Annotated in this window: 23 protein-coding genes, 1 tRNA gene and 1 pseudogene; 11 read left to right on the top strand and 14 right to left on the bottom strand. The window is 67.4% G+C overall.

Annotation, left to right across the window (positions count from 1 at the left end; all coding sequences use genetic code 11):
- Window positions 1-30 precede the first annotated feature (30 nt).
- From Y694_RS01320 to Y694_RS23995, 4 genes are all read left to right on the top strand, one after another.
- Window positions 31-3,003 (top strand): bifunctional diguanylate cyclase/phosphodiesterase, encoded by a 2,973-nt coding sequence (locus Y694_RS01320; protein WP_231497466.1) that lies wholly within the window; start codon window positions 31-33, stop codon window positions 3,001-3,003.
- On the top strand, window positions 2,979-4,010 hold the full coding sequence (locus Y694_RS25290) for a GGDEF domain-containing protein (protein WP_231497467.1): 1,032 nt from the start codon (window positions 2,979-2,981) through the stop codon (window positions 4,008-4,010). The genes Y694_RS01320 and Y694_RS25290 overlap by 25 nt, the downstream gene beginning before the upstream one ends.
- A gap of 158 nt (window positions 4,011-4,168) precedes the next feature.
- Entirely contained in the window at window positions 4,169-4,474 is a 306-nt protein-coding gene (locus tag Y694_RS01330; protein ID WP_036229173.1) for a hypothetical protein, read from the top strand.
- Between the two features lie 126 nt (window positions 4,475-4,600).
- Window positions 4,601-4,828 (top strand): hypothetical protein, encoded by a 228-nt coding sequence (locus Y694_RS23995; protein WP_152543370.1) that lies wholly within the window; start codon window positions 4,601-4,603, stop codon window positions 4,826-4,828.
- A gap of 9 nt (window positions 4,829-4,837) precedes the next feature.
- On the opposite strand, the gene Y694_RS01335 is transcribed toward Y694_RS23995, so the two are convergent.
- A tRNA-Ser gene (locus Y694_RS01335) sits at window positions 4,838-4,927 on the bottom strand.
- 47 nt (window positions 4,928-4,974) lie between these two features.
- Window positions 4,975-5,796: a symmetrical bis(5'-nucleosyl)-tetraphosphatase gene (locus Y694_RS01340; protein WP_036229176.1), complete on the bottom strand. Its 822-nt coding sequence runs from the start codon at window positions 5,794-5,796 to the stop codon at window positions 4,975-4,977.
- 62 nt (window positions 5,797-5,858) lie between these two features.
- Between Y694_RS01340 and Y694_RS01345 the strand changes: the two genes are divergently transcribed.
- From Y694_RS01345 to greB, 3 genes are all read left to right on the top strand, one after another.
- Complete coding sequence (locus Y694_RS01345; RefSeq protein ID WP_011830436.1) at window positions 5,859-7,178, top strand: hemolysin family protein; 1,320 nt, start codon at window positions 5,859-5,861, stop codon at window positions 7,176-7,178.
- 111 nt (window positions 7,179-7,289) lie between these two features.
- Window positions 7,290-8,084 (top strand): SDR family NAD(P)-dependent oxidoreductase, encoded by a 795-nt coding sequence (locus Y694_RS01350; RefSeq protein WP_011830435.1) that lies wholly within the window; start codon window positions 7,290-7,292, stop codon window positions 8,082-8,084.
- Window positions 8,085-8,124: 40 nt separating this feature from the next.
- The gene (gene greB / locus Y694_RS01355) at window positions 8,125-8,685 is read left to right on the top strand and encodes a transcription elongation factor GreB (RefSeq protein ID WP_036229178.1); all 561 of its coding nucleotides are present in this window, start codon (window positions 8,125-8,127) and stop codon (window positions 8,683-8,685) included.
- A 9-nt stretch (window positions 8,686-8,694) separates the two neighbouring features.
- Here the strand turns inward: greB and Y694_RS01360 are convergent, their stop codons facing one another.
- The 3 genes and pseudogenes from Y694_RS01360 to Y694_RS01370 all read right to left on the bottom strand — a co-directional run bounded on the left by Y694_RS01360 (window position 8,695) and on the right by Y694_RS01370 (window position 13,217).
- Window positions 8,695-9,885: a CaiB/BaiF CoA-transferase family protein gene (locus tag Y694_RS01360; protein WP_036229180.1), complete on the bottom strand. Its 1,191-nt coding sequence runs from the start codon at window positions 9,883-9,885 to the stop codon at window positions 8,695-8,697.
- A 64-nt stretch (window positions 9,886-9,949) separates the two neighbouring features.
- Window positions 9,950-12,178: pseudogene (locus tag Y694_RS01365) on the bottom strand (RelA/SpoT family protein); the annotation flags it as partial.
- 139 nt (window positions 12,179-12,317) lie between these two features.
- A complete protein-coding gene (locus tag Y694_RS01370; protein ID WP_036229183.1) occupies window positions 12,318-13,217 on the bottom strand; it encodes an MBL fold metallo-hydrolase in 900 nt (299 codons plus the stop codon).
- A 34-nt stretch (window positions 13,218-13,251) separates the two neighbouring features.
- Here Y694_RS01370 and Y694_RS01375 point away from each other — a divergent pair, with 34 nt between their 5' ends.
- From Y694_RS01375 to Y694_RS01385, 3 genes are read left to right on the top strand one after another with little or no spacing between them, the layout of a single operon-like run.
- A complete protein-coding gene (locus Y694_RS01375; protein ID WP_011830303.1) occupies window positions 13,252-13,629 on the top strand; it encodes a helix-turn-helix transcriptional regulator in 378 nt (125 codons plus the stop codon).
- Between the two features lie 3 nt (window positions 13,630-13,632).
- Window positions 13,633-14,067, top strand: coding sequence for a YeeE/YedE family protein (locus tag Y694_RS01380; RefSeq protein WP_011830302.1), 435 nt, complete (start codon window positions 13,633-13,635; stop codon window positions 14,065-14,067).
- Window positions 14,068-14,078: 11 nt separating this feature from the next.
- Window positions 14,079-14,516, top strand: a complete 438-nt coding sequence (locus Y694_RS01385) for a DUF6691 family protein (RefSeq protein ID WP_011830301.1) — start codon at window positions 14,079-14,081, stop codon at window positions 14,514-14,516.
- Window positions 14,517-14,579: 63 nt separating this feature from the next.
- On the opposite strand, the gene rpoZ is transcribed toward Y694_RS01385, so the two are convergent.
- From rpoZ to Y694_RS01405, 4 genes are all read right to left on the bottom strand, one after another.
- A complete protein-coding gene (rpoZ, locus tag Y694_RS01390; RefSeq protein WP_011830300.1) occupies window positions 14,580-14,783 on the bottom strand; it encodes a DNA-directed RNA polymerase subunit omega in 204 nt (67 codons plus the stop codon).
- A 32-nt stretch (window positions 14,784-14,815) separates the two neighbouring features.
- The gene (gmk, locus tag Y694_RS01395) at window positions 14,816-15,436 is read right to left on the bottom strand and encodes a guanylate kinase (protein WP_036229191.1); all 621 of its coding nucleotides are present in this window, start codon (window positions 15,434-15,436) and stop codon (window positions 14,816-14,818) included.
- A 281-nt stretch (window positions 15,437-15,717) separates the two neighbouring features.
- On the bottom strand, window positions 15,718-16,320 hold the full coding sequence (locus Y694_RS01400) for an RES family NAD+ phosphorylase (protein WP_036229194.1): 603 nt from the start codon (window positions 16,318-16,320) through the stop codon (window positions 15,718-15,720).
- Complete coding sequence (locus Y694_RS01405) at window positions 16,307-16,963, bottom strand: integrase (RefSeq protein WP_231497468.1); 657 nt, start codon at window positions 16,961-16,963, stop codon at window positions 16,307-16,309. Before Y694_RS01405 ends, Y694_RS01400 begins: the two co-directional genes overlap by 14 nt.
- A gap of 188 nt (window positions 16,964-17,151) precedes the next feature.
- Between Y694_RS01405 and Y694_RS01410 the strand changes: the two genes are divergently transcribed.
- Window positions 17,152-17,475, top strand: a complete 324-nt coding sequence (locus Y694_RS01410; protein ID WP_036229196.1) for a hypothetical protein — start codon at window positions 17,152-17,154, stop codon at window positions 17,473-17,475.
- On the opposite strand, the gene Y694_RS01415 is transcribed toward Y694_RS01410, so the two are convergent.
- Genes Y694_RS01415 through traN form a run of 5 tightly spaced genes read right to left on the bottom strand, consistent with a single transcriptional unit; the run spans window position 17,476 to window position 25,373 of the window.
- Window positions 17,476-20,244, bottom strand: coding sequence for a conjugal transfer protein TraG N-terminal domain-containing protein (locus Y694_RS01415; protein ID WP_036229200.1), 2,769 nt, complete (start codon window positions 20,242-20,244; stop codon window positions 17,476-17,478). It lies immediately after the preceding gene.
- Window positions 20,245-20,268: 24 nt separating this feature from the next.
- Window positions 20,269-21,708: a conjugal transfer protein TraH gene (locus Y694_RS01420; protein ID WP_036229203.1), complete on the bottom strand. Its 1,440-nt coding sequence runs from the start codon at window positions 21,706-21,708 to the stop codon at window positions 20,269-20,271.
- A 22-nt stretch (window positions 21,709-21,730) separates the two neighbouring features.
- Window positions 21,731-22,588, bottom strand: a complete 858-nt coding sequence (gene traF, locus Y694_RS01425) for a conjugal transfer protein TraF (RefSeq protein ID WP_036229206.1) — start codon at window positions 22,586-22,588, stop codon at window positions 21,731-21,733.
- A gap of 8 nt (window positions 22,589-22,596) precedes the next feature.
- Window positions 22,597-22,938 carry a hypothetical protein gene (locus Y694_RS01430; RefSeq protein WP_231497469.1) on the bottom strand — a complete coding sequence of 114 codons (342 nt, stop codon included), beginning with the start codon at window positions 22,936-22,938 and terminating at the stop codon, window positions 22,597-22,599.
- A gap of 41 nt (window positions 22,939-22,979) precedes the next feature.
- Window positions 22,980-25,373: a type-F conjugative transfer system mating-pair stabilization protein TraN gene (gene traN, locus Y694_RS01435; RefSeq protein ID WP_036229213.1), complete on the bottom strand. Its 2,394-nt coding sequence runs from the start codon at window positions 25,371-25,373 to the stop codon at window positions 22,980-22,982.
- Window position 25,374: the final 1 nt, after the last annotated feature.

Below are 25,374 nucleotides of genomic sequence, written 5' to 3' on the forward strand. Positions count from 1 at the left end.
ACCCACGCGCTGTCGATCAAGAATTCACCCATGGACCTGCGCGCCGATCCCTCTGTCGACGATCCTCTGGAGAGCCCTCGTGTTCTCCTGGTCGACGACGACGAGGTCAACCTGCTGCTGACATCGATCGCGTTGCGCGAGCGAGGCTTCGCCGTCACCGAAGCCACCAGCGGCGAGCGCGCGGTGCAGTTGCTGACCGACTGGTCGCCCGATGTCATCGTGCTCGATGCGCTGATGCCCGGCATGGACGGCTTCACCACCTGCCGGGAGCTGCGCGCCTTGCCCGGCTTCGAGTCGATGCCGGTGCTGATGCTGACCGGATTGGATGACGATGCGTCGATCACTCGTGCCTACGAGGCCGGCGCCACCGACTTTTTCGTCAAATCGACGCAGTGGAGCCTGCTGGCCGGACGGCTGCGTTATCTGCTGCGCTCGTCCCGCACCCGACTGGAGCTCGAGCGCAGCAAATCGAAGCTGGCACGCGCGCAGGATCTCGCACGCATGGGAAGCTTCGACTGGCGGCGCGATCGCTCGGGGCTGCTGTTCTCGGTCGAGGGTTTGCGCGTCTTCGGTCTGGGCCCGGGGGATCACCTCGGCATGAGATCGCTCATCCGCATGGTCCCCGCCGAGCATCGGCAGGGCTGTCTGTCGCTGTTGCGGGATACGCTGGCCCGCAGCACCGTGCTGGCCACCGATTTCCCGGTACAACTGATCGACGGGCGCCAGCGCGTGGTCCACGTCGAGGCCGAACCCGAGTTCAACGAACACGGCAACCTGACCGGCTACACCGGCATCGTTCAGGACGTGACCGACCGACGGGTGGCCGAGGACAAGATCCGTCACCTGGCGAACTTCGACGCACTGACGGGCCTGCCGAACCGGCGCCAGTTGATCTGGCGCGCCGAACGTGCGATGGAACAGGCCAAGCGGCTGAACCATCAGGTGGGGCTGCTGCTGATCGACCTGGATCGCTTCAAGGTCATTAATGACACGCTCGGGCACGGGGCGGGGGACGAACTGCTGATGGAGGTGTCGCGGCGACTGCGGTCCTGCGTGCGGCACTCCGACCAGGTGGTCGAGACGGGGATCGACTCGGTGGGTCTGCGCGCGCATCGCTCGCTGGAGGCGGTCGGTCGTCTCGGCGGTGACGAGTTCGTGGCGTTGCTGCCCGAGGTCGATGCCGACCAGGATGCCGAGCGCGTTGCGCTGCGCATCCTCGAAGTGATGCGCGAGCCCATCTTCGTGGGCGGCCAGGAATGCTTCGTGACGGCGAGCGTCGGCATCGCGCTGTTCCCTCGGGACGGCGCTTCGGTGGCCGACGTGCTGCGCAACGCCGATGTGGCGATGTACTCCGCCAAGGCAGCCGGACGCAACGCGGCATCGCTCTACCGGCCGCATCTGGCCGGCAAGGGCCGCGAGAAGCTCGAGCTCGAGAGTGCGCTGCACAAGGCCATCGAGCGCGAGGAACTGGTGCTGCACTACCAGCCGAAGATCGACGTGCGCACCGCGCGCATGGTCGGTGCCGAGGCGCTGATGCGCTGGAAGCGCAATGGCGTGTTGGTGCCGCCCGGCGATTTCATCCCGCTGGCCGAGGAGACCGGCCTCATCGTGCCGATGAGCGAGTGGGCCATCCGCGAGGCCACCCGGCAGGCGCGCCTGTGGCAGCAGCACCATGGCATCGAAACCTCGATCGCGGTGAACCTGCCGAGCCGGCTGTTCGAGCGCACCGACCTGGTGACCCACATCCAGCAGGCCGCGGCGGCGCACGGCGTCACGCATTCCTGCATCGAGCTCGAGATCACTGAAACCGGCCTGATGAAGGATCTGCAGAACGTGATCCCGGCCTTGCATCGACTCAACGAGATCGGCGTCGAGATCTCCATCGACGACTTCGGCACCGGCTATTCCTCGCTCGCGTACCTGACGACGCTGCCGATCAGCGAGCTGAAAATCGACCGCAGCTTCGTGCGTGACCTCGGCGTTACCTTGCAGAGTTCGGCCGTGGTGACGGCGATCATTGCGCTGGCGCGCTCGCTCGGCATCCGCGTGATTGCGGAGGGCGTGGAGAACCTGCGCCAGATGGAGGTGCTGCACCGCCTGGGCTGCAGCACGATGCAGGGCTTCCTGTTCAGCAAGGCCTTGCCGCCTGAAGAACTGGAACAATGGCTGGCGCAGACCGTATTGCCTCGCAAGGCCCCGTGGATCGGCAGGTGGAAGACAGCGATGCCACGGCGGAGGCGGTGCCGCGGGCCGATGTGCGCGCCCTGCCGGGCAGTCTGCCTCCGGGCGCCTGAGCACGCGCGATGGGCGTGGCCTCGAACCCGGAAGCGTCCGCTGCACGTGCCGCGGAACCCGCGGCTGCGGAGTTGGCCAAGGCGGCGCTGCGCCGCCTTGCGCTGGAGCGCAAGCAACCGACGCCCGAGAACTTTGCGTGGGCCTACCGGACGGAGCGCGGTGACGCTCCGGGGCCCGCGGCGGGGGTCGCTGCTGCCGTGCCGGACAGCGCCGAAGGCGACGGCGAAGCGTGGGCCGCTCTGTTCCAGAGCGCCCTGCGGGGCGTGGAGCGTGGCGGCCGCAACTGGACCGCCGCGCGACGCAAGGACAGTCTGCAGCGGGTGCTCGGGGGCAGCCGCAGCGACGCCAAGCGGCTGCAGCAAAGGCTCAAGCAGCTCATCGCCAGCTGGGACAGTGATGCGCTCGACGAGGCACCGAGCGATCTGGCACCTTTCGACGCGGCAGCACCCGTGGGCGACGTCGCGCCGATGGTCGTTGCAGAGGCTTCGCCGGCGCCCGTCTCGATGGCCTGGTCGCGCGTTGCCGCCGAACTCGGTGCGACCGTTCAGGCGGCGTTGCCGTCGAGTGAGGCGCGCAGCCGCGAGGTGGCCGAGCGGCTTGCGCAGTTGCAGGCGCGCATTGCTGCCGACGGCCCCGATGGTGTTGTCGAAGACGTGGCGCAGGCTTGCACCGAGGCGCAACGGGTGTTGCAGCATCGCCAGCACCTGACGAACCAACTGGGAGGGCTGTGCCAGGAACTCACCGAAGGTTTGGCCGACCTGTCCGAGGACGATTCCTGGGTCAAAGGGCAGTGCGAGGTGATGCGCAGTCAGCTGTTCGAGAGCGACGGTGGCCTGACGGCACGGGGCGTGCGATCGGTCAGCCAACTGCTGCTCGGTACGCGCGAGCGCCAGCAGGAACTGCGCGCAGCCCGCAAGGCGGCCCGTGATGCCTTGAAGGACTCGATCCACGAGATGCTCGACGAGATTGCCTCGCTGGGGGCACAGACCGGGCGCTTCTCGTCTCAATTGGACGGGTACGCCGACGAGATCGACCGTGCCGAGTCTCTTGAGAGCCTGGCCGGGACGGTGCGACAGATGGTGGCTGAAAGCCGGGCAGTGCACGAAGGGGTCAGCCAGGCGCAGGCCAGACTGGCTCTGGAGCACAGCCGATCGGCCGAGATGCAGGCGCGGGTGGTCGAATTGGAGGACGAGATCCGTCGGCTGTCGGACGAAGTGTCCACGGACCCCTTGACGCAGATCGCCAACCGCCGCGGCCTGCAGCAGGCCTTCGAGACGGAGCAGGCCAAGAACCAGCGGGCTGCACAGGGTGAGGGCGCGACGCTCGCCGTGGCGCTGATCGACATCGACAATTTCAAGAAGCTCAACGATCGGCTGGGCCATGCGAGCGGCGATGCGGCGCTGCAGTTCCTGACGCACCGCGTCGCGCAGGCGCTGCGCCCCGGCGACACACTGGCGCGCTACGGTGGCGAGGAGTTCGTGGTGCTGCTGCCGGGCACGCCGCTCGACGAGGCGCAGCGCGTGCTCACCCGCGTGCAGCGTACGCTCAGCGCGGAGCTGTTCATGAGCGATGAGCAGGGGCAGGTGTTCGTGACCTTCTCGGCCGGCGTCAGCCTCTACCGGCCCGGCGAACGGCTCGAGCAATCGCTGGAGCGCGCCGACGAGGCGCTGTACGAGGCCAAGCACAGCGGCAAGAACCGCACCTGCGCCGCCTGATCTACTGCCCGCGGCGCTCGTTGCGCGGCCGAGCGGGGCCCGCGAAGGACCCCCTAGTTCGTTCGGACGCCCTGTCCTGCCGAGGCGGACAATCCAGCGCTGTGGTCGTGCCGATCGTGGCCCCGGCGCGGCCCAGCCTTCGTCGAGACTCTCCTGGCGTGCCGACCCTGCAGACGTTCCGTGATCCGAGAATGAGTGGCTTCGAACAACGCGCGCACGAGTTGCTGACCACGCTCCTGGCGGGGCGGCACTTGCCTCCGGACATGCGTCTGGCGATCGAGCAGGCCATCGTGATGCAGATGCGCGATGGGTTCACGCCGGCTATGGAGTCTGAATTGCGCCACTTCATCGACCGTTGTGCTGAACCGGTGCCTCCTGGGTCAGGCGACCTGCCCGTTGGGCCTCGGTTCGAAGAAGATGATCGATCGACGAGCGTCGATGTCCATTGGACGACGCTCCGATAGCTCTCCAGGAGCGGCATCGTTGCGGCCGGCGAAGATGGCCTATAACCTTTAACTAAAAATGGGAATTACCACGCCCCCAGCATAGATGTAACCTTATGTACGCGATTTCGCAGGACGGGGTTCGCCATGGCAACTTTCGATTTCGGAGCCAAGTCTCGGCATTTCACTCTGCATCCACCCAAAACCCGGACAGATCGGAGCGCTGTTGAACTCCGCGCTGTTCAGCAGGACGACACCCAGACCGACGATCACTGGTTGCATTCGTCGTTTGATCTGCGTCGCGGGCTGGACGTGAGCGAGGAAGAAATCGATACCCTGCCCGGAGAACTGCAGGACGCGTTCACTAGGCGCTGAGAGGTGCATTGGCGGAAGCGGTGGGATTCGAACCCACGGAAGGGTCACCCCTTCGGCAGTTTTCAAGACTGCTGCCTTCAACCGCTCGGCCACGCTTCCAACGGACTGAATTCTAAGTTCGGCGGCGGCTCGGTCGTCGCGTCTGATCAGCCAGGCCGCTGCGCCGTTTCGCAGTCGATCTGGGTCATCTCCCGCCGCCCTCCGTCGATACGCACCGCGGTGAGCGCGCCGCCCCAGACGCAGCCGGTGTCGATGGCCAGCAGGTCAGGGCGATTCAAGAGGCCGAGCGTCGACCAATGGCCGAAGGCGATTGGTTGTCCCTGCGTCTGGCGGTCGGGTGCCTCGAACCAGGGGTAGAGCCCGTCCGGCGCTTTGTCCGCGGCCTCCTTCACCTTGAAGTCCAGCGTGCCACGAGCATCGACGAAGCGCACGCGCGTGAGCACGTTGATCGCGAAGCGCCATCGGTCGGCGCCGTCGAGACCGGTCTTCCATCGAGACGGCTCGTTGCCGTACATCACCTGCAGGAAGTCCCCCCATCGCGGACCGCCGAGTTCCGCCTCCACTTCGGCGGCCAGTTGCAGCGTCAGCGCCCGGTCCCACTGCGGCGCCACGCCGGCATGCACCATCAGCCAGCCCTCCGCGTGCACCGCGAGCGGTCGACTGCGGACCCAATCGATCAGCGCGTCGCGGTCCGCGGACTCGAGGATCGGCGTCAGCGTGTCGCTGCGGTGGGGGCGGCGCACGCCTCGGGCCACGGCCAGCAGGTGCAGGTCGTGGTTGCCGAGCAGGCAGGTGGCCGAGTCGCCCAGTGCGATCAGTCGCCGCAGCACGTCGAGCGACCGCGGCCCGCGGTTCACCAGATCGCCGAGCGCGTACAGCCGATCGCGCGAGGGCGAGAAGCCGATCTTGGCGAGCAGTTGGTCGAGGGCGTCGCAACAGCCCTGGAGGTCGCCGACGAGATAGATCATGGGTCGATTCTGCTACGCTCGTATTTCACCGACTCGTGACGTCGCCCGGCGCGGCGCACTGAATGGACGTCTTTCTCCTGGTTTGCCTGATCCTTCTCAACGGCCTGTTCGCGATGTCGGAGATGTCGCTGGCCGCGAGCCGCAAGGCGCGTCTGCAGGTGATGGTGGAAACCGGAGACGCCGGCGCCAAGGCGGCGATGGAGTTGCATGACAACCCGACGAGCTTCCTGTCGACGGTGCAGATCGGCATCACCTCGATCGGCATCCTGAACGGCATCGTGGGCGAGGCCGCCTTCTCGCAGCCGTTGGCCGCGTGGCTCAAGGAAGGCTTCGACATTGCGCCGCGGGCTGCCGATATCGGCTCGCTCGCCCTGGTGGTGGTGATCATCACCTTCCTGACGATCATCTTCGGCGAACTGGTGCCCAAGCGGGTCGGCCAGCTCTATCCCGAAGCCGTCGCGCGCCTGGTCTCTCGGCCGATGCGCGGCCTGTCCTTCGTCGCCAGGCCCTTCGTCAAGCTGCTGGCCGGCAGCACGGGCGCGATCCTCGGCCTGCTCGGCATCCGCGACACGCAGAGCCGGGGCGTGACGGAGGAGGAGATTGCGGCCAGCCTCGAGGAGGGCTTCGACGCCGGAGTCATCGAGGCCCAGGAACACCAGATGGTGCGCAATGTCTTCCGGCTCGACGAGCGGCAGATCGGCTCGATGATGATCCCGCGCGGCGAGATCGCCTGGCTCGACAGCACGACGCCCATCGCCGACGCGCTGGCGGTGATCGCGGCTCACGAACACTCCCGCTACCCGGTGTGCCGGGGCGGACTGGACGAGGTGCTCGGCGTCGTCGGGACGCAGCACCTGCTGCAGCAGGTCACCAGCGGCAAGCCGCTATCGTTGACCGAAGGCCTGCAGCCGCCGGTGTTCGTGCCCGAGACGCTCACCGGCATGGAACTGCTCGAGCAGTTCCGCGGATCGACCACGCAGATGGTGTTCGTCGTCGACGAGTACGGCGAAGTCCAAGGCGTGATCACGCTGCGCGACGTGCTGGAGGCCATCACCGGTGAGTTCACCACGCCCACCGCCGACGACGCCTGGGCGGTGCAGCGCGACGATGGCTCGTGGTTGATCGACGGCTTGATCCCGGTCCCCGAACTCAAGGACCGGCTCGGCCTGAAGGAACTGCCCGACGAGGACCGTGGCCGCTACAACACCCTCGCCGGCATGACGATGCTGCTGCTCGGGCGCCTGCCGCAGACCGCCGACGTGGTCGAGTGGGCCGGTTGGCGCTTCGAGGTGGTCGATCTCGACGGCAAGCGGGTCGACAAGGTGCTGGTCAATCGACTGGGCGGCGCCGATGCCGCGTCGCTGACCGGCTCCGAATCCTGACCTCGGCGCCGAGGTTGGCGCGACGAAGACCTTGACATCGAGCAGGTCGGCGCGTTCCTGCAAGACTGCGCGCATTCGCTCACCGAGCGTCACTCTTCAGGAAAGCTCAACGTGGATCTTCAACTGACAGGTAAGCAGGCTCTCGTGTCCGGCAGCACGGCCGGCATCGGCTATTCGATCGCCGAGGCGCTGGCGCGCGAGGGTGCGCGCGTGATCGTCAACGGCCGTACCGAGGTGGCCGTCGAACGTGCCGTCGCGCAACTGTGCGCGGCATCGGGGCCGAACGCCGCCGAAGGCTTTGCCGGCGACCTCAGCACCGCGGTGGCGGCCGAGGCGCTCGTGCGCCGCTTCCCGGATGTCGATATTCTCGTCAACAACCTCGGCATCTTCGAGCCCAAGCCCTTCGAGGAGATCCCCGACGCGGACTGGCAGCGCTTCTTCGACGTCAACGTACTCAGCGGCGTGCGTCTGGCGCGGCTCTACCTGCCGGCGATGCGGCAACGCAATTGGGGGCGGGTGATCTTCATCTCGAGCGAGAGCGCGCTGCAGATCCCGTCAGAGATGATCCACTACGGCATGACCAAGACCGCGCAACTGGCGGTGTCGCGAGGCCTTGCGGAGGCCGTGGCCGGGACGGGCATCACGGTCAATAGCGTACTGCCCGGGCCCACGCGTTCGCGCGGTGTCGTCGACTTCGTCGATGCGCTGGCCCAGGCCGAAGGCAAGTCGGCCGAGGTCGTCGAGCAGGAGTTCTTCCTCAAGATGCGGCCCACTTCCCTGATTCGCCGCTTCGCCACGACCGAGGAGGTGGCCTCGCTGGTGGCCTATGTCGCCAGCCCCCTCGCGTCAGCCACCACCGGTGCGGCGCTGCGGGTGGACGGCGGCGTGCTCCGCTCGGCCGTCTGAGCCTGCGGATCAGGCTGCCGCCGCGCGCCACAATGAAGGCATGAGCAAGGCCTTCACGAAGGAAAGCGACGCGCCTGACGAGGACGACGAGCTCGAGCTGCCCGCCTTGCCGGCCGGCAGCAAGAACTACATCACGCCGGCGGGCTTCGCCCGCTTGCGGGCCGAGTTGATGCAACTGCTCGACGACGAACGTCCCAAGGTGGTCGAGACCGTGTCCTGGGCCGCGAAGAACGGCGACCGCTCCGAGAACGGCGACTACCTCTACGGGAAGAAGCGGCTGCGCGAGATCGACCGCCGCATCCGCTTCCTGACGAAGCGACTCGAGATCGCCGAGGTGGCCGACCCCAGCGTGCATCGAGGCAGCGACCAGGTGTTCTTCGGCGCGACCGTCACCTACGCGGCCCCCGACGGCGTCGAGCGCACGATCACGATCAAGGGCATCGACGAGGCCGACAACCTGCAGGCCGAGGTGAGCTGGATCTCGCCGGTGGCGCGGGCACTGTTGAAGGCGCGTGTGGGCGACGAGGTCACGCTGCTCACGCCGCAGGGGCCGCAGACGATCGAGGTGATCGAGGTGCGCTACCCACCCCGACCGGCTTGACCGCCGGCGTCAGCCCACGATCTTGCGCGCGCGGAGCGCGGCGATCGCCACGTCGTCGTGACCCAGTTCGTGCAGCACGGCATCGCTGTGCTCGCCGAGCCGGGGCGCGCGGCGGCGCACCGCACCCGGCGTAGCCGACAGCCGCGGCACGATGCCGGGCACCGCGATCGTGCCTCCCGCCAGTGCGGGGATGCGCTCGATGTTGCCGCGCGCTTGGTAGTGCGCGTCGGTCGCCAGGTCGGCGATCGTGTAGAGGCGACTCGCCGGCACGTCGGCGGCCGCCATGGCGGCCAGCACGTCGTCGAGTGTTCGCTGCGCGGTCCACGCGCCGATCGCGGCGTCCAGTTCAGCGGCTCGCGCGGCGCGGCCATCGTTGCGCGCCAGCGCCGGGTCGTCGGCCAGATCGGGCCGGTCGATCGCGGCCATCAGCCGGCGGAAGATGCTGTCGCCGTTGCCGGCCACCAGCACGAAGCGACCGTCGCCGCAGGGGTAGGCATTCGACGGTGCGATACCGGGCAGCGCGCCGCCGGCCGGCTGCCGCACCTCGCCGAACGCGTCGTACTCGGGCAGCAGGCTCTCGGTCAGGTTGAACATGGCCTCGTAGAGCGCCAGGTCGATCATCTGTCCGGTGCCGCCGAGCGCATCGCGACCGTACAGCGCCAGCAGCACGCCCATCGCGCCGTGCAGCCCGGCCACGGTGTCGCCGAGCGACACGCCGGCCCGCACCGGTGCACGGCCCGGTTCGGCATTCAGGTGGCGCAGGCCGGCAAAAGCCTCGCCCACCGCCGCGAAGCCTGGCTCGCCCGCCCGGGGCCCGGTCTGGCCGAAGCCAGACAGGCGCAGCATGATCAGCCGCGGATTCAGCGCATGCAGTGCTTCCCAGCCCAGGCCCCAGGCCTCGAGCGTGCCCGGTCGGAAGTTCTCGATCAGCACGTCCGCGTCGGCCAGCAGCTCGCGCACCAGTGCCTGGCCTTCGGGCTGGCGCAGGTCGATCGCCACCGACTCCTTGTTGCGAGACTGCGCATCCCACCACACCGAGTTGCCCTCGCGCAGCTTGCGCCACTTGCGCAGCGGATCGCCGCCGCCCGGCGGCTCGATCTTGACGACCCGTGCGCCGAAATCGGCCAGCGTCTTGGCCGCGAAGGGGCCGGCGATCAGTTGGCCGAGTTCGACCACCTTGATGCCTTCGAGGATCTGCATCGTTTGCTCCCGTTCGTGCGACGCGCGCATTCTGCCCACCCGCGCGGGCGCTGGCCGCGTTCTCAGGCTTGACGCGCGCCACGCGCAATACCGACGGCGAACGCTTCAACGCCCGCAGGGTGTCGGCCAGGTGCAGCCGGTCACGTACCGCAAGCAGCAGGCGCAGTTCGGTCGTCTCGGTGGCGCGCTCATCGCCCATGTCGATGTGCACGATGTCGGCCTCGGCGCCGCTCACCGCCGTGGCGATCTGCGCCAGCACACCCTTGCCGTTGTGGACCAGCACCGTCACCGCTGTCTCGAAGCTGCGTTGCGGAGCCTCGGACCACTCCACCGTGATCCACGGTTCGCTGTCCCGCCCGAACAGCCGCTTGGCAGTGCTGCACTCGCCGGTGTGCACCATCAGGCCCTCGCCACGCCCCAGGTAGCCGACGATCGAGTCACCGGGTACCGGCCGACAGCATTCGGCCAACTGCACGGTCGCACCTTCGCTGCCATCGATGACCACGGTGCCTTGAGAGGGTGCTCCATCATCGGCACCGTAGCGGCCCATCGTCAGGGTCAGCGCATCGGGCCGCGCGCCACGCTCGGCCAGCAGCGCGGCCATGCGCTTGGCGACGATGGTCGGGATCTTCTTGCCCAGGCCGATCTCGGTCAGCAGCTCGTCGCGTTTCTTGGTGCCGCTCCAGCGCAGCAGGGCCTGCCACAGCGCACCGTCGGCGCCGGCCGAGGTCTCGTCGCCGGCAGGCAGGGACAGGCCTTCGGCTCGGATCGCCTGCGCCAGCAGCTTCTGCCCGAGTTGCAGGGACTCCTCTGCCTCCATGTTCTTCAGGTAGTGCCGGATGCGCGAGCGCGCGCGGCCAGTGCGCACGAAGTTCAACCAGGCCGGGTTGGGGCGGGCGCCCGGTGCGGTGACGATCTCGATCGCGTCGCCGCTGCGCAGCGCGGTGCGCAGCGGCGCGGGCTCGCCGTTGATCTTGGCGGCGATGCAGTGGTCACCGACATCGCTGTGGATCGCATAGGCGAAGTCCACCGGGGTGGCGCCCTTCGGCAGCGCGAGGATCTTGCTCTTCGGGGTGAAGACGTAGACCGAGTCGGGGAACAGGTCGATCTTGACATGCTCCAGGAACTCGGCCGAGTCGCGTGTCTCGTCCTGGATGTCGAGCAGCGACTGCAGCCACATCGCGCCGATGTTCTGGGCGTCGGCGCTGCCTCGGGTCTTGTACATCCAGTGCGCCGCGATGCCCTTCTCGGCCACCATGTGCATCGGCGCCGTGCGGATCTGGAACTCGACTGAAGTACCGAGCGGGCTGACCAGCGTGGTGTGCAGCGATTGGTAACCGTTGGCCTTGGGGATCGCGATGTAGTCCTTGAAGCGGCCCGGCACCGGCTTGTAGAGCTGGTGCAGCACACCCAGCGCCAGGTAGCACTCGGGCAGCGTGTTGACGACGATGCGAAATCCGAAGATGTCGCTGACCTGGGCGAAGCTCAGGCGCTTCTCGTCCATCTTGTTGTAGATGGAGAAGATGGTTTTCTCGCGGCCCGACACCTGCACCGCGAGCTTGGCCTCCTTGAAGGCCTTCACCACATCGCGCTGAACGCGCTCGACGATGTCGCGCCGGTTGCCCCGGGCGCGCAGCACCGCCTTGCTGAGCGCGGCATGGCGCCACGGGCGCAGCTGCTGGAACGAGAGTTCCTGCAGCTGCCGATAGGTCTCGTTCAGGCCCAGCCGATGGGCGATCGGTGCGTAGATCTCGATCGTCTCGCGCGCGATGCGTTCGCGCTTGACCGGCAGCATCGCATCGATCGTGCGCATGTTGTGCAGCCGGTCGGCCAGCTTCACCAGGATCACGCGCACATCGCGCGCCATCGCCAGCAGCATCTTGCGGAAGCTCTCCGCCTGCGACTCTTCTCGGGTGCTGAACTGCAGCTTGTCGAGCTTGGTGAGGCCGTCGACCAGATCGGCCGTCGGCGCGCCGAAGCGCTCGATCAGCTCAGCCTTGCCGATGCCGCAGTCTTCCATCGCGTCGTGCATCAGCGCGGCCATGATGGCCTGTGCGTCGAGCTTCCAATCGGCACACAGGCCGGCGACCGCGATCGGGTGCGTGATGTAGGGTTCGCCGCTGGCGCGGAACTGGCCGAGGTGGGCCTCGTCGGCAAACTTGTAGGCCTCGCGCACGCGCTTGATGTCGGCCGCGTCGAGGTAGGACAGCTTGTGCGTCAGCGCGGCAAAAGATGCTGCCTCGGCATCGCTGGTGGCCGCGTCCTGCTCGGCCACGGCACTGCCGCCGAGCATGAACGACGGCAACGCCTGACTCAGCTTTTTGCGGACGGCAAGTACGGCACGAGAGGGCATGGGCTCATGGTAGCGCGCTCGCCGAGCCGGACTGCAGCGAACGCGGAACGACCCTGCCGAACGACGGGCGCCGGCCGGGTCAGCGCGGGTTCGGTTCGCGTGCGTGCTTCGTCGCCAGCACGTTGAGCGGGATCTTCAGATAACTGACACCATCGCTTTCCGCTGGCGGGAGCTGCCCGGCGCGTACGTTGACCTGCAGCGAGGGCAGGATCAGCGCGGGCACCTCGAGTTGCGCGTCGCGTGCGGTGCGCATGGCCACGAACTCGGTCTCGCCAATGCCATCGTGGACGTGGATGTTGCGGGCTCGTTGATCGGCGACCGTCGTCTCCCAGCGCGGCGGGCGGTTCGGCGGCGGATAGTCGTGGCAGACGTACATCACGGTGTCTGGCGGCAGATCGAGCAGGCGGCGCATGGAGCGGTAGAGCTGGTGTGCGTCACCCCCGGGAAAGTCGGCTCGGGCGCTGCCCACGTCGGGCATGAACAGCGTGTCGCCCACGAACACCTGGCCATCGACGAGGTAGGCCATGTCGGCCGGGGTATGGCCCGGAACGAGCAAGGCAGTGGCTTCCACCTCACCGATCCGGAACGTCTCGCCGTCGCGGAACAGGTGGTCGAACTGGCTGCCGTCGGGCAGGAAGCTGCGCTCGAGGTTGTAGATCTTCTTGAAGACAGCCTGCACTGCTCGGATGTTCTCGCCGATGGCGATGCGCCCGCCGACGCGCCCCTGCAGATAGCGGGCCGCGGACAGGTGGTCCGCGTGGGCATGGGTCTCGAGGATCCAGTCCACCTGCAACTGCTGTTCAGCCAGGCAGGCCAGCACCACATCGGCCGAGCCGGTGCTGGTGCGGCCTGCCTTGAACTCGAAATCCAGCAGGGGGTCGATCACCGCGGCGCGTCGCGTCGCCGTGTCCCACACGACGTAGGTGACCGTGCCGGTCAGGGGATCGTAGAAGGCGCGGGTCGCGGTTCGCTTGCTCATGGGCGGGCCTTGTTTCAGGGGTTCAGATGCTCTGTTGATTTATAGTATATTTATTTATATATTGATATCAAGTCCAATTCTGGAGCGCTTCGTGAAGTCCACCTCCACTGCCATCGACCCCGGCGCGCTGCGCGGTGCCGCTGCGCGCGCCGTCGGGGCTCTCAAGCTGCTGGCGAACGAGGATCGGCTGCTGCTGTTGTGCCAGCTGTCGCAGGGCGAGCGCTGCGTCAGCGAGTTGGAGGAGCAACTCGCCATCCGCCAGCCGACGCTGTCGCAACAGCTCGGCGTCCTGCGCGCCGAGGGCGTGGTCAGCACGCGGCGACAAGGCAAGCACATCTTCTACAGCGTCGCGGATCCCGCGATGCTCGAGATCCTGGCGGTGCTCTACCGCCTCTACTGTCCCGAGGAATGAGCCGTGAACATCGACTGGAATGCCTACACCCCGTGGTCCGCGCTCGCCGGCGGCCTGCTGATCGGACTGGCCGCGGCGGCCTTCGTGCTGCTGAACGGCAGGATCGCCGGCATCAGCGGCATCGTCGGGGGCCTGCTGCGACCCGTCTGGGGCGATGCGGCTTGGCGCGTCGCCTTCGTGGCCGGCCTGATCGGCGCACCGTTCGTCTACCTGCTGTTCGCCGCGCTGCCAAAGGCGCAGATCGACGCGGGTTTCGGCACGCTCGTCGTGGCCGGCGTGCTGGTCGGGGCCGGCAGCCGCTACGGCTCGGGATGCACGAGCGGCCACGGCATCTGCGGTCTGTCGCGGCTGTCGCCGCGCTCGCTCGTCGCCACGGCGACGTTCATGGCCGCGGGTTTTGCCACCGTGTTCGCGGTCCGCCACGTGTTCGGTTTCTGAGGAGCGTCGCCATGCTGATCTTCACGTCCCTGCTGGCCGGCCTGCTGTTCGGCCTGGGCCTCATCGTCGCCGGCATGACCAATCCGGCCAAGGTGATCGGTTTCCTGAACCTCGCCGGCCCGTGGGATCCGTCGCTGGCCTTCGTGATGGCCGGAGCGATCGCCGTGGGAACGGTGGCGTTCCTCGTCGCGCGCCGCCGCACCGTGTCCCTGCTGGGGGCTGCGATGCAATTGCCCGCGGCCCGCGACATCGATCGCCGGCTGGTGCTGGGCAGCCTGGTGTTCGGCGTGGGCTGGGGCCTGGCCGGGTTCTGCCCCGGTCCCGGACTGGTCGCCTTGGGCATGGGCGAGTTCAAGGCGCTGGTGTTCGTGGCGGCGATGCTCGTCGGCATGGGCGCGTTCGAGCTGTTGGAGCGGCGCCGGCGCATCACCGCAACCGGCGTCGCCTGAGGCGGGGCCGCCAAAATGACGACGGCCCGCCGAGGCGGGCCGTTCGCGAGCGGGCGTGAGGCTTTAGACCGGCACCTTGCGCAGCATCTCCAGGCCCACATGGCCTTCGGCGATCTCGCGCAGCGCGGTCACGCCGGGCTTGTTCTTGCTCTCGACCTTGGGCGCATGGCCCTGGCTTAGCATGCGAGCCCGGTAGGTGGCTGCCAGCACGAGCTGGAAGCGGTTCGGGATCTTGGTCAGGCAGTCTTCGACGGTGATGCGGGCCATGGACGGTGCTCCGGGGAGGGGTGTGACGAGAATCAGTCCAGGTGCAGAGCCCGGAACACGGCCGCCTTGCTGCGGCGCAGACGAGAGTATTTTAGCCGCTGCGCGTGGACGATGGCTTTCAGGTCGAACAAGGCCGTCTCGAACACCGCGTTGATGACCACGTAGTCGAAATGCTTTGCCTGGGCCACCTCGAGGCGGGCGTTGGCCATCCGGGTCTCGATGACCGGCGGCGGGTCCTCGCCGCGGCGCTGCAGGCGCTGGAGCAGTTCGTCCCAGCTCGGCGGCAGGATGAAGATCAGCACGGCGTTCGGGAACAGCCGCTTGATCTGCAGCGCGCCCTGCCAATCGATCTCTAGCACGACGTCCTCGCCATCCTGCAATCGCTGTTCGATCGCGATGCGCGACGTTCCGTACAGGTTGCCGTGCACCTCCGCCCATTCGAAGAACGCGCCCTCCATGACCATGTCGCGAAAGGTCGGCTCCTCGACGAAATGGTATTCGCGTCCCTCGACCTCCTGCCCGCGCGGCGGCCGGGTGGTGTGCGAAATAGAGACCGCGAGGTGCGAGTCCAGTTCGAGCAGCGCCTTGACCAGGCTCGATTTGCCGGCTCCGCTGGGGGCCGCAACGACGAAGAGGTTGCCAGGGGTGTCCATCGGGTGTCAGGGCCTCATTCGATGTTCTGCACCTGAATGTCGAGTACGAATCTAAGCCGTTGATGCGTATGGAACTTTCGTGTCTTGGCGGACAAAACCCCCACGAAGCACCCCACATCCAACGTGCGCTTCAGTGGCACGTCGTGGCACTTTCGAGGCCTGACCTTTCCACTGAAGCGGCAGGCAAAAGTCTAGCAGCAGCGAGCGCACACAAGGTGTTGGCGAGAGCGTCGCTTGACGTGAAGATGCTCGCCTAGTGGTTCCAGTTGAAGGCGCTGACTTCACACGGGCAAAACGAAGACTTGGTACCTGGTGAGAAACGACGGCCAGTCGACATGGTCGCGCAGCGCGATGTCGTCGACGAGCAAGAGCTTCTCGGCTGCACGGTCGAACAGTGCGGCGCACGCGGCCGGGTGATTGTTACGCGACGGGTAGAGCACGCCGTCGAATCGAGGCGCGCCATCCGGCTCGGCGAGCTCGTGTACCAGCGCAGCGATGCGCTGCGTGTGAACGTAGCGACGGCTGGCCAGCTGGGACAGGTTCAATCCGAACTGCGATGCCATCACGCCGGGCGCAGTGAGATCGGCCAGCGACAGCGGCTCGAGGACGCCGATCGCCCTGACTGTGCGCGCGTACACCTCGGTTCGGGTGATTGCGCGCTTGGAGCGCTGGCCCCAACGGTGCTGGCGGAAGACCGACTCCATGAGCGCGGTCGCCAGGTCGAAGCCGACATAGAGCGTGCCGTACTGGAGGCCCAGGTCGTCGTAACGATTGCCTCCCGAACGTCCGAAGTGAAGGGCTGTGCCGCGATACGCGGCACGACTCACGTGCTGGAGCAGTTCCCCCGCGAGGATGATTCGGGCCGGAACATCAGGCGTCGGCACCGCCGCGCTCCGCCCGCTGCACGCCGAGTGAAGCAAGCACGACGCGCGCGGTCGCGTCGACGTTGCCTCGATTCGCGCTCGCCGCCGGAGATTGGCCGCCCAGCGCTTCGCAGGGCTCCGTCAAGGCGCGGTAGACCGTCCAGGCGTCGACATCTTCCGCAGCCTGGAGCACGGTGCGCGTCAGCTGCAGGCCTGGTGCCTCCAGTTGCCAGTCGGGAATGCGCTGACCGCGACGACCGACGTCCAGAGCAAGCAATCTGCGGGCAGCGATGTCCTTGTAGATCTGCTGGCGGGACTTGTGGGCTAGGCGCACGAAGTCGGCAAGCGGCAGGTTGTGCGGCTGCTCGAACTCGCGCAGCAGTTCAGCGCGGCCTCGCTGGACGTCGGCGGCCGTCGGCGCCCAGGAGGCGGCTGCGCGCAGCGCCGCGGCCTTCCGGCCCAGTGCTTCGGTCAGGGGTGTCGCCTCGTCGGCGATGTTCGTGGCAGCCGCCACCTTCTCTCGAACAAGGCGGTCAAGCTCGAAGAGGAATGCGCCACGGTCGCGAACCGTGACCGCCTTGTCGAAGCGGCGAACTTCCGTCGGGGTGACAAGTGGTTGGTTCAAAACTGATGCCGCTTGTGCCTTGCGCATGGCGAACTCCATGTACGCACTGAGATGCGGCAGATTAGTCTCGTTTGTCTCGTATGTCAACTTTGACAACATCGACTTGGCGAGTGTTGCAGGGCGGCCGACGCTTTTCGGTGGCGCTTGCGCCGCGCCGCCGCCCGCCGCTCCAGGCAGATTGCCTTTTCTGCGCCTGTCGCTACGCTTGGAACCCAGTGGATAGCGAGATGCGCAAGTTGGTCTTCTTCGCCTGTATCGCCATCGGGGGGGTGGCGGGGCTGCTCGTTGCCGCGCAAGACGCCTGGAGCGTCCGGGCGGTGATGATCAGCATCGGATGCGTCGCCGGCGCGGCCATCGGAGGCGCAATCGGGCGGGTTGCCAGGGGGGCAGGAGTGCGTCGGCCCGAGGCGCTCGATGCTTCGTTCGGCATGGGCAGCGGGCCAGAAGATCGGGATCGGAACTACTGGCGGGACGGGGGCCACCCTCCGTTCATGCGTCCCACTCGTTCCGAGCCCGATCGCCATATGCTTGATCCAGACCGCGTCGATTGACTAGCGATTCTTTTTGAGCAGGTCGCCCGCGGCCTTGCGCGCTTCGTCAAGGGTCGAGCCCGCATCGGCGGCGACTTGCCGGCCCGTCTGCAGGAGGAGGGACTTCTCGGTCGAAAGCGTCCCATCAGCGGATCGAGATGTGCCGTCCTTTGCATCGAAACCCGCGCGAGCGTCGTCTGCTCGAACACGCAACTGAGCGCCACTACGTCGGACGTCGTCGCGGAGATCGTTCTGCTCGGACGTTGTGGCGCCCGACGGAAGTTCGCTTCGAGGAAGCACCCCTGGAATCCGCGGGGCCGCATCGAGCTTGGGATTGAGCTTCGTCGCCGCGCTGTCCTCTTGAAACTCACCGTGCAGGCGAGCGAACGACTCCGGAACCGCGACACCGTTCGAGAAGACCCGCGTCGGCGGTAACCCCTGTCGCGCAAGTTCGGAGTCCATCAGCGAAAGCGCGGCTGCGCTGTTGCCGCCGTACCGTTCGGCGTACCGCATGAACATCTCGAGGTTGTATGGGTCCTGCGCGATGTCGATCGACAACACTTCGCCACGCTCGCGCGCGGATGAGAGACGTTCTGCGAGAGCACTCCGCTCGCCATAGGAAGCTTCGGCACGCTCTGATCTCGAGGATATGCTCGCCAGCCTCGAGGCAAGCTCGCGGGACTCTCGCGAGTCAGCTGCGAACAATGCAACGGTTGATGCGTCTCGCGAAACGCGATCGCCAAACTGCTTGAACTCTGCGATCTGCTCGTTGCTCATCGCTCCGAGAACCTTGCGCTGATCCGCCGACAGGCCTGTCTGATAGCTCTTGCCGGCGTTCCCCTGGACCGACGCTCCGGCAACAGGCGTGCTCAGGCCAAGGTGCGCCGAGGCGCCGAAGGCGATGCTGGCCACCTGCGCCTGAGTCAAGCCCGTGCTGTCAGCCACAGTCTTCGTGATCTGGTCCAGCCGCGTCAGCGTCTCGCCCAGTTGCTCGAAGCTGCTCGTCGACGTGCCCGACGAACTGCGCGACGACTTGAGCTTTGCCAGCCCCTTGGTGAAGGCCTCGGTCAGGACGGTGGACCGCTCGTTGCTCGCGGCCACCATCTCGCCCCGCGCTGCGTCTGCCTGACGGCTCGCTTCGGTCACGTCCTGTTCACTGACCCGCATCGACACCACGCGCGAGGCGAAGCCCTGGTTGCGCAGCAGGCTCGCGGCCGTGCGACCGGTGAGTGCGCTCGATGTGAAGGTGTTGCCGCTGAGATCGCTCTGCCAGGAACTCATGAAAGCCGACGTACGGTTCGGTGCCAGCTGCAACTGATCCATCGCGACGTTGCCCATAGCCACGTTGCCGACGGCGGCTCCTGCCGTGCTGCCGGCCAGCATGCCCTGCAGCCCGGACAAGCCGCCAACGAGCGCGGTGCCGAAGTTCTCCATGCGCTTGAGTGCGGCCCAGGCGATGAAGGGAATGCTGATGGCCAGGTAGCCGACCACCGCCTCGCCGGAGATCGCCCGCGAGTAGATCGTCGATGCGGTCTGCAGCGCGAGGGCCTTGGTGCCGGTGCCCAGGTCCGACGCGGCGGCCAGGTCGTAGGCGGCGTACACCGAGGCCATGTAGTTGAGCACCGCGTACAGCGGCGGCCATAGCTGGATCCAGATCAGGATAGCTGCATAGCCTTTGAAGGCGATCATCGACTCGCGCCCGCTGGTCAGCAGGAGCAGCAGCACGAAGAGCGGGAACAGGGCGTAGGTGAGGGCTTCGACGACATTGCGGAACACCGGCAGCGACTGTTCTGCCACCTTGCCGTAGTTCATCCAGGTCGCGTTCTGCTGGGCCACCGCCTGCGCCCGGCCGACCGCGAGCACCATCGCCGCAGGGTCGTTCACCTTCTGGCCGATGATGTTGCTGGTGTCGCTGATCGCATTGAGCACGGCGTTCTGCCGGATCAGGTCGGTTGCCGTCGCGGCCGCCGTTGCGATGCTGTTGCGGATGTAGGCCTGCTGGATCTGGCCGGCGATCGCGGCAGTCGCGGCCGCGCTGGGCAGCGTGGGGTTCAGCTGGAAGGCCAGCCGGCCCTCGATGCGCGAAACCTGCGCCGGCAGGCGGCCGTTCAGGTTGCCGTAGACGTTGGGGCAGGTGTCGACGGTCACCGCGCCGCCGGCGCCGGTCACCGTACTGAAGCGGGCTGGGTTCGGTGTGGCCATGAGCGCCCACACGTCGTCGGAGGTGGAGAAAGCGGCCGGATCGACGGTGCCGTCGATCAGGTCGTACATCGTGCAGTTGTGGATGAAGTTGATCAGGTCGGTGCGGAAGGTGGGGTCCTGGAACACCACGTTTCCGGTCTCGCGGATCAGGCGGTTGCCGAACATCAGGCCGTTGCGCTCGTAGCTCAGTTCCGCCGGCATCGCGCCTGCGCCGGGGATGACCTGGAACGCGGTCTCGAAGAGGCCGGTCAGCGTGTGACCGATGGTGCTGGTGATGCTGCCGAGCATCGCCACGCCAAACGGGACGTTGGCGACAACCTTCACCGCCGAGCCGCCGGTCTTGTCCACGATGCCCACCGTCACGCGGGGCACGATCAGCACCGAGAACACCAGCAACACTGTGGCCAGCCACTTCCAGCCCTGCAGCTTGTCGGGGGCGAAGGCATACGCGAGCAGAGCGGCGATGAAACCGCAGAAGGCGACCGCCGCGACAGCGGCCGCGTAGTCGCTCGACGCATGGATGGCTGCGGCGGCATTGAAGATGCCGAACAGGCTGTCCGCGTTCTGGTAGGCGAAGATCTCCCACATGGCCGCCTCGATGAATCGGAGCGGCTATCGCGCCACGTAGGCCGCGCGCTGCCCCAGCATGTCCATCACGTGCTGCGGCATGCTGGAGCGCAGTTGCCGCTCGAGTTGCTCCAGGTGACTGGAGACGGCGCGGAAGGAGCCGACCTTCTGGTATAGCAGGTTCTTCTCCTGCGACAGCTGCAGCAGCATGGCCTGGGCACGCTGGCGCACCTGGTTGGCAAGCTCGCGCTGGCTTTGCTGCAGCGTGTAGTCCTTGTCTAGCGCGGCCATGCCCAGCCGCAGGTTCCGTTCGAGGAAGACGTAGGCGTAGTCGGCCGCGATCACGTCGCGGTACTGGCCGATCAGGCTGTCGGCCAAGCCCGAGCCAGGGATGGTCGCGCCGATCGACAACATCCGGTAGACGGGCTCGGTGGTCTGGTTGACGAAGCCGACCTCGGCCGAGTTGTTCGGGATCGCCGTGCGCGTGGCGATCTTGTCGGCGATCGACCGCATCATGGTCTCGACGCGGGCCGTGAAGGGCGTGTGCGTGTAGCCCGTGTTCAGCGTGACGACATCGCAGTTCGTGTAGTCGTTGCAGCGCAGCAGGTGCTGGGTGACGTTCGTGCCGGTCGCCGCCGCCTGGCCGTAGAGCAACTGGCTGATCGAGGTGATCGTCGGTGGCACAGGCTCCGGGTCGCGGTTCGCGCTCTCCGGATGGAAGATGACCGTGCCGACGATGCTCATGATCAACTCGCGCTCGGCGTCGTCCAGCGCCGTGCCGGTGCGCTGCAGAGCCTTCCAGGTGAGGTTGCCGACGAAGGGCGCCTTGTTTCGGACGTTGGGATCTGCGGAACTGCGCGCCGAGGCCAGGATGCTCGGCCGGTCGCTGGCGCATCGGCGCCGGGCCGCGTCGCGGTCGCTTTCCAGGCCCATCTCGATGGCCAGGTCGGCGCAGGCCTCCTGCGAGCTGTAGCCCGTGGCCTCGGCCGCCGTGCTGACGATGGCCTTCGCGGTTTCGCACGAGTTGATGCGCGCGTTGTTGATCCAGGTCTCCAGGCCCTTCGCCCACTTCGTCAGGCCACCCAGCAGCGGCGAGACCGACTCCAGCGCGAGTTGAAAGGCGATGCCGGGCAGCGCGGCCGTGATGTTGCGCAGCATGTTCTTGAACTCCTCGGCGGAGATGTGCGAGAACGACCCGCCGAAGACGTCGATGCCGCCGCAGCCGGCCTTGCCGCTGGGGAACTGGATCGCGGCAAGCTGGTAGACCTTGTTCGGCGAGCGCATGAACAGGCTGCCGCCGGTGTAGGTGTTGAAGGTCTGCCCGCGAAATGCGCCCGGCGCGGTGTAGTTCCCGATCGTGCCGAGGTTGTTGAACATCGTGTTCACCTCGGCGTTGAGGTCGCCGGCTCGTGCCGCCCCGGCATGCCACGTGATGGCCAGGGTGACGAGTGCAGCGCAGGTGCGTTGGGACGGGCGGTTGGGCATGCCGATTCTCCTGGGGACGGGATCAGGGCACTCCGAGCTGTCGCACGGCGCTGGGCACCATGGCCTCGAAGGCGGGTGCTGCAGCGGCGGAGATGCGCTCGAGCAGTTGCGACTCGGACAGCACACCGAAGCCGATGGGCACGATGCGGCCGGTGAAGGGCTGCGCCAGGTAGACGGCGGGCACCTGGGCCACGCGCAGCGCGGTGGCCGCGCCGTTGTCGCGGCGCGCGGACGCGAAGCCCGGCAGCGTGCCGCCGTCGAGGCTGACGGCTTCGACGCGGATACCGTGACGACCTTGAAACGCTTCCAGCGTCGGCGCGAAGGCGTGGCAGTAGGGGCAGTCGCCGCGAAAGAAGAACAGCAGCACATGGTCGCGACCCAACTGGGTGATCGAACGCGAGCGTTCGCCCAGTTGCTGGGCCTCGAAGACTTCCAGCGCCTTGGCGTTGACCGGGCGTCCCTGCAGGGACGGATCGAGCTCGGGCGTGGTCCAGGCGACCCGCTGCGCCACGTCGGCAAAGGCCGAAGCCTGGGCGACGACCTTGGCCTCGAGCTCCATGTAGCGCCGCACGTTGGCCTCTGTGGGCCGCATGACGGCGATGCCGCGCAGATCCTCGACCCGCTTGCGCAGGCGCTCGAGTTCCACCAGTTCTGGCGGCCGGGGCTCACGGCGGGGATCGCGGGCTGCAGCGGGCGGCCCCGCTGGCTTGGGCGGCACGGATTGAGGTGGGTCGGGCTCGGGCGTCGGGTCCTCGTAGAAGTGCCAGCCGCGCCATGTGTCGCCCCAGAAGCGGGGTGAATCGTTCTCGGCCCCGCTTGCTGCCGATGAAGCACATGCGCCGGCAAGCACGAGCAACATCAGGCGGTGGGTGCCTTGCATCGCGCACCTCAGGACAGCGAGCGCGGCGGCAGTCCGTCGCGGCAGTAGTTGATGCCGAAGTCGATGGTCCGTCGGCGCGGCCCTGACTCTCCGGGAAGCTGCACACCGTCCTGCCAGAAGCTCACCTTCAGACGACGGCAGCCCGGTTGCGCATAGCGGCGCTCCGTGATCACGTCGATGTAGACCGGCGACGTGGCCTTGAAACGCGCCGTGACGGCGTCCGCCATCGGTCCCGACAGCACGCCGTGCGCACGCCCGTCCGGTGCATCGATGGCCGCAAGCAGCAGCGGACGCGCATCGGGCACCGGGAGGCGTTCCTGGGCCGTGGCCATGGACGAGAAGAGGGCCATTGCAAGCCCCAGCGGCAATGCCCGACGGACGTGATGGCGGCTCATTGGCACCTCCCCTGACCGTAGTAGCAGGTCGGGATGCGCCCGCCACTCTGGCCCTGAAGAGTGGCCACGTTGGGCAGGGTCGGCACCAGCGAGGCATAGAACTCGCTCAGGTCCATCGCCGCGAAGTCCAACGACTGCAACTGCGCAACGGTGAAGCCCGAGCAATCTGGGTTCTGCGCACTGCCCCAGCCCTTGCCGACCTGCGTTCGCCCCTGCTCGTTGACGATGCGGGCCAGCATGCTGTTGAAGCAGCACTTGCGCGTGGTGTGCGTGATGCACGAGACGCAGGAGCCGAGGACACGGATGCAGGACGAGCAGTAGGTGCCAACGGAATGACACAGGCCGGCGCCCTCCTTCATCGCAAGCTTGCCTTCCTCCTCGTCGCAGGACATCGCCGCCATCACGACGTAGATCACGACCGCGATGGCAAGGCTCCACGGATCGAAGGCAACCACCAGGCTGTCGCCGGCATAGAGCACCGCCGAGCCGGCGGGCAGCGCCGCGCCATTGACCGCCACGGTGACGCCGTAGGTGGTGAAGGTGCCGCTGAAACCGCCCCCGAGCAGCAAGGCCTGCATGCCCTGGTAGATGAACTGCCGGTTCTCTGCGTTCATCAGCACGTCGTACACCAGCCGCGAGCCCGTGCCGAACGGGCTCTGGTTGGTCATGCCGGCGCCGGCGCTGTCGGCATAGCAGCAGTTGTTCAGCAGCCGGTCGCGGCAGCGGTTCTCCTCGCCCTTGAAGACCTGCATGCGGTCGGTGTCGAGGTAGACGCCGGCTTCCCGCGCGGCCTCGAGCATCGACATGCTGCGCGCGAAGTCGGGATCGTTCGCGTGGCTGATGTCGTAGCAGTTGCCCTGCAGGCAGAAGACGTTCGACGGGCAGTTGCTGGCGCTGGTCACCGTCTGTGCCGGCACCGGGCAGCTGTAGCTGTCCTCGTGCACCTCGCAGGCGCCGGTGACGGGGTTGCTGCGTCGGCAGACCGAGCCCGAGGGCGAGCAGCCGGCGGCGACCAGCGGCCCGCACTGGCTGCCCGGCGCGGTGCCGGTGCAGTTCATCGTGCTCTCGTACTGCCAGCAGTCGCGGGTCACCGATGCCCCGTCAATCACCTTCGTCGCCGGACCTTCGGTGCATACGGCCGCGGTCTGCACGGTACAACGACTGCCGTCGGCGACGGCGGGGCATTGGTCGTCCCAGCGGTCGGTCTCGGTGAGGGTGGTGCGGGGTCGGGTGTACGACAGTCGCATCGTCGGGATCGGCCCGTAGGCCGGGTTCGGGTCCCAGCCGACGACGCTGCGGTCGCTGTCGAGGTTCCAGTAGTAGCCGGGCAGGCTGGCCGTCACGTCGTAACCGACCAGCGCTGTGGCGCCATTGGCCGGCGCATAGCAGCGCGTGCCGTCGAGCGCCGTCGTCGTGCAGCCGCTGTCACCCTGGCAGACGGTGTCCTGGATCAGATCGCCGCTTTGCGTACCAGCCGGGCAGGCCGCATAGCGCCTCAGGAAGGGCTCGACGCTGGTGCAGCTGTAGCCGGAGTCACCGCCGCCGGTGCAGACCTCGGCCCGCTCGGCTGCGATCATGGCCGTCAGTGCGCAGGCGTCGCCAGTGCAGGCCTTGTCGGCAACCCAGACGCCGGTGCGGATCTCCGTGCCGGTGCTCCAGGAGTAGCTGGTGCCCAGCACCGCGACCATCTGCGGGAACAGCACCGGTGTCGTCATGTCGACGTCGAAGAAGGCCAGCGGCGATGCGTCCTGCGTGACGCGGAAGTGCTGCGCCGTCTCCGGGCGGTCTGGCAGGCACTGCGCGTCCACGCCGGTGCGGCCTACGCCGGCGTGGGCGAACCAGTCGCCGGGGGTGCAGTTGGTGCTGCGCTCAATGCCGACTGTCAGACTGCGCATGCAGCGGTAGCTGCCCACGCCTTCGTAGCGCAGGCAACTGCGGGTCTGCGTGCCGGCCGGCAGCGCGGTCGTCGTGGTCGTGCATCCGCTGTAGTACGACGCCAGGTTCTCGAGCACGCTGGATGGCGCACGGGCGATGCCATGCGCTGTGGACACCGAGGGGTCGCCGGGTCCGATCGCCGGACGGGGCAGGTTCGCCGACCCCATCGCACCGCGCTGGGCCTGGCACACCGGGTCGTTCGGCAACGTGGCGCACAGCGACAGCCGTGCGCTGCCCTGCGACGACAGGTTGGGCTGGCGGTAGTACGCAGACTCGGGTGGGGCGGCGGTGTAGCCCGGTACGGCGCTGGTGGCGCTCGGCGCAGTGACGGTGGCGCGGGCTGCCGGGTTGGCGGCCCGGCCTGCTGCGACGCCTTCCTCGTGCGGGCCGGCTGGCGCGGTGACCGGGGTCACGGCCACGCAGAACGCGGTGAAGGAGGCAATCAGCTTGCGCATG

This window comes from Methylibium sp. T29-B, assembly GCF_000576225.1.
GTDB classification, from domain to species: Bacteria; Pseudomonadota; Gammaproteobacteria; order Burkholderiales; family Burkholderiaceae_C; genus Methylibium; species Methylibium petroleiphilum.

Coding starts and splice junctions, on each gene's coding strand:
- Y694_RS01410 (WP_036229196.1), top strand. CDS start 17,152: ATGCGCAAGTTGGTCTTCTTCGCCTGTATCGCCATCGGGGGGGTGGCG.
- Y694_RS01345 (WP_011830436.1), top strand. CDS start 5,859: ATGGACGTCTTTCTCCTGGTTTGCCTGATCCTTCTCAACGGCCTGTTC.
- gmk (WP_036229191.1), bottom strand. CDS start 15,436: ATGGACACCCCTGGCAACCTCTTCGTCGTTGCGGCCCCCAGCGGAGCC.
- traF (WP_036229206.1), bottom strand. CDS start 22,588: ATGCAAGGCACCCACCGCCTGATGTTGCTCGTGCTTGCCGGCGCATGT.
- Y694_RS01420 (WP_036229203.1), bottom strand. CDS start 21,708: ATGCCCAACCGCCCGTCCCAACGCACCTGCGCTGCACTCGTCACCCTG.
- Y694_RS01415 (WP_036229200.1), bottom strand. CDS start 20,244: ATGTGGGAGATCTTCGCCTACCAGAACGCGGACAGCCTGTTCGGCATC.
- greB (WP_036229178.1), top strand. CDS start 8,125: ATGAGCAAGGCCTTCACGAAGGAAAGCGACGCGCCTGACGAGGACGAC.
- Y694_RS01430 (WP_231497469.1), bottom strand. CDS start 22,938: ATGGCCCTCTTCTCGTCCATGGCCACGGCCCAGGAACGCCTCCCGGTG.
- rpoZ (WP_011830300.1), bottom strand. CDS start 14,783: ATGGCCCGCATCACCGTCGAAGACTGCCTGACCAAGATCCCGAACCGC.
- Y694_RS01405 (WP_231497468.1), bottom strand. CDS start 16,963: ATGGAGTTCGCCATGCGCAAGGCACAAGCGGCATCAGTTTTGAACCAA.
- Y694_RS01360 (WP_036229180.1), bottom strand. CDS start 9,885: ATGCAGATCCTCGAAGGCATCAAGGTGGTCGAACTCGGCCAACTGATC.
- Y694_RS23995 (WP_152543370.1), top strand. CDS start 4,601: ATGGCAACTTTCGATTTCGGAGCCAAGTCTCGGCATTTCACTCTGCAT.
- traN (WP_036229213.1), bottom strand. CDS start 25,373: ATGCGCAAGCTGATTGCCTCCTTCACCGCGTTCTGCGTGGCCGTGACC.
- Y694_RS01340 (WP_036229176.1), bottom strand. CDS start 5,796: ATGATCTATCTCGTCGGCGACCTCCAGGGCTGTTGCGACGCCCTCGAC.
- Y694_RS01385 (WP_011830301.1), top strand. CDS start 14,079: ATGCTGATCTTCACGTCCCTGCTGGCCGGCCTGCTGTTCGGCCTGGGC.
- Y694_RS01320 (WP_231497466.1), top strand. CDS start 31: ATGGACCTGCGCGCCGATCCCTCTGTCGACGATCCTCTGGAGAGCCCT.
- Y694_RS01370 (WP_036229183.1), bottom strand. CDS start 13,217: ATGAGCAAGCGAACCGCGACCCGCGCCTTCTACGATCCCCTGACCGGC.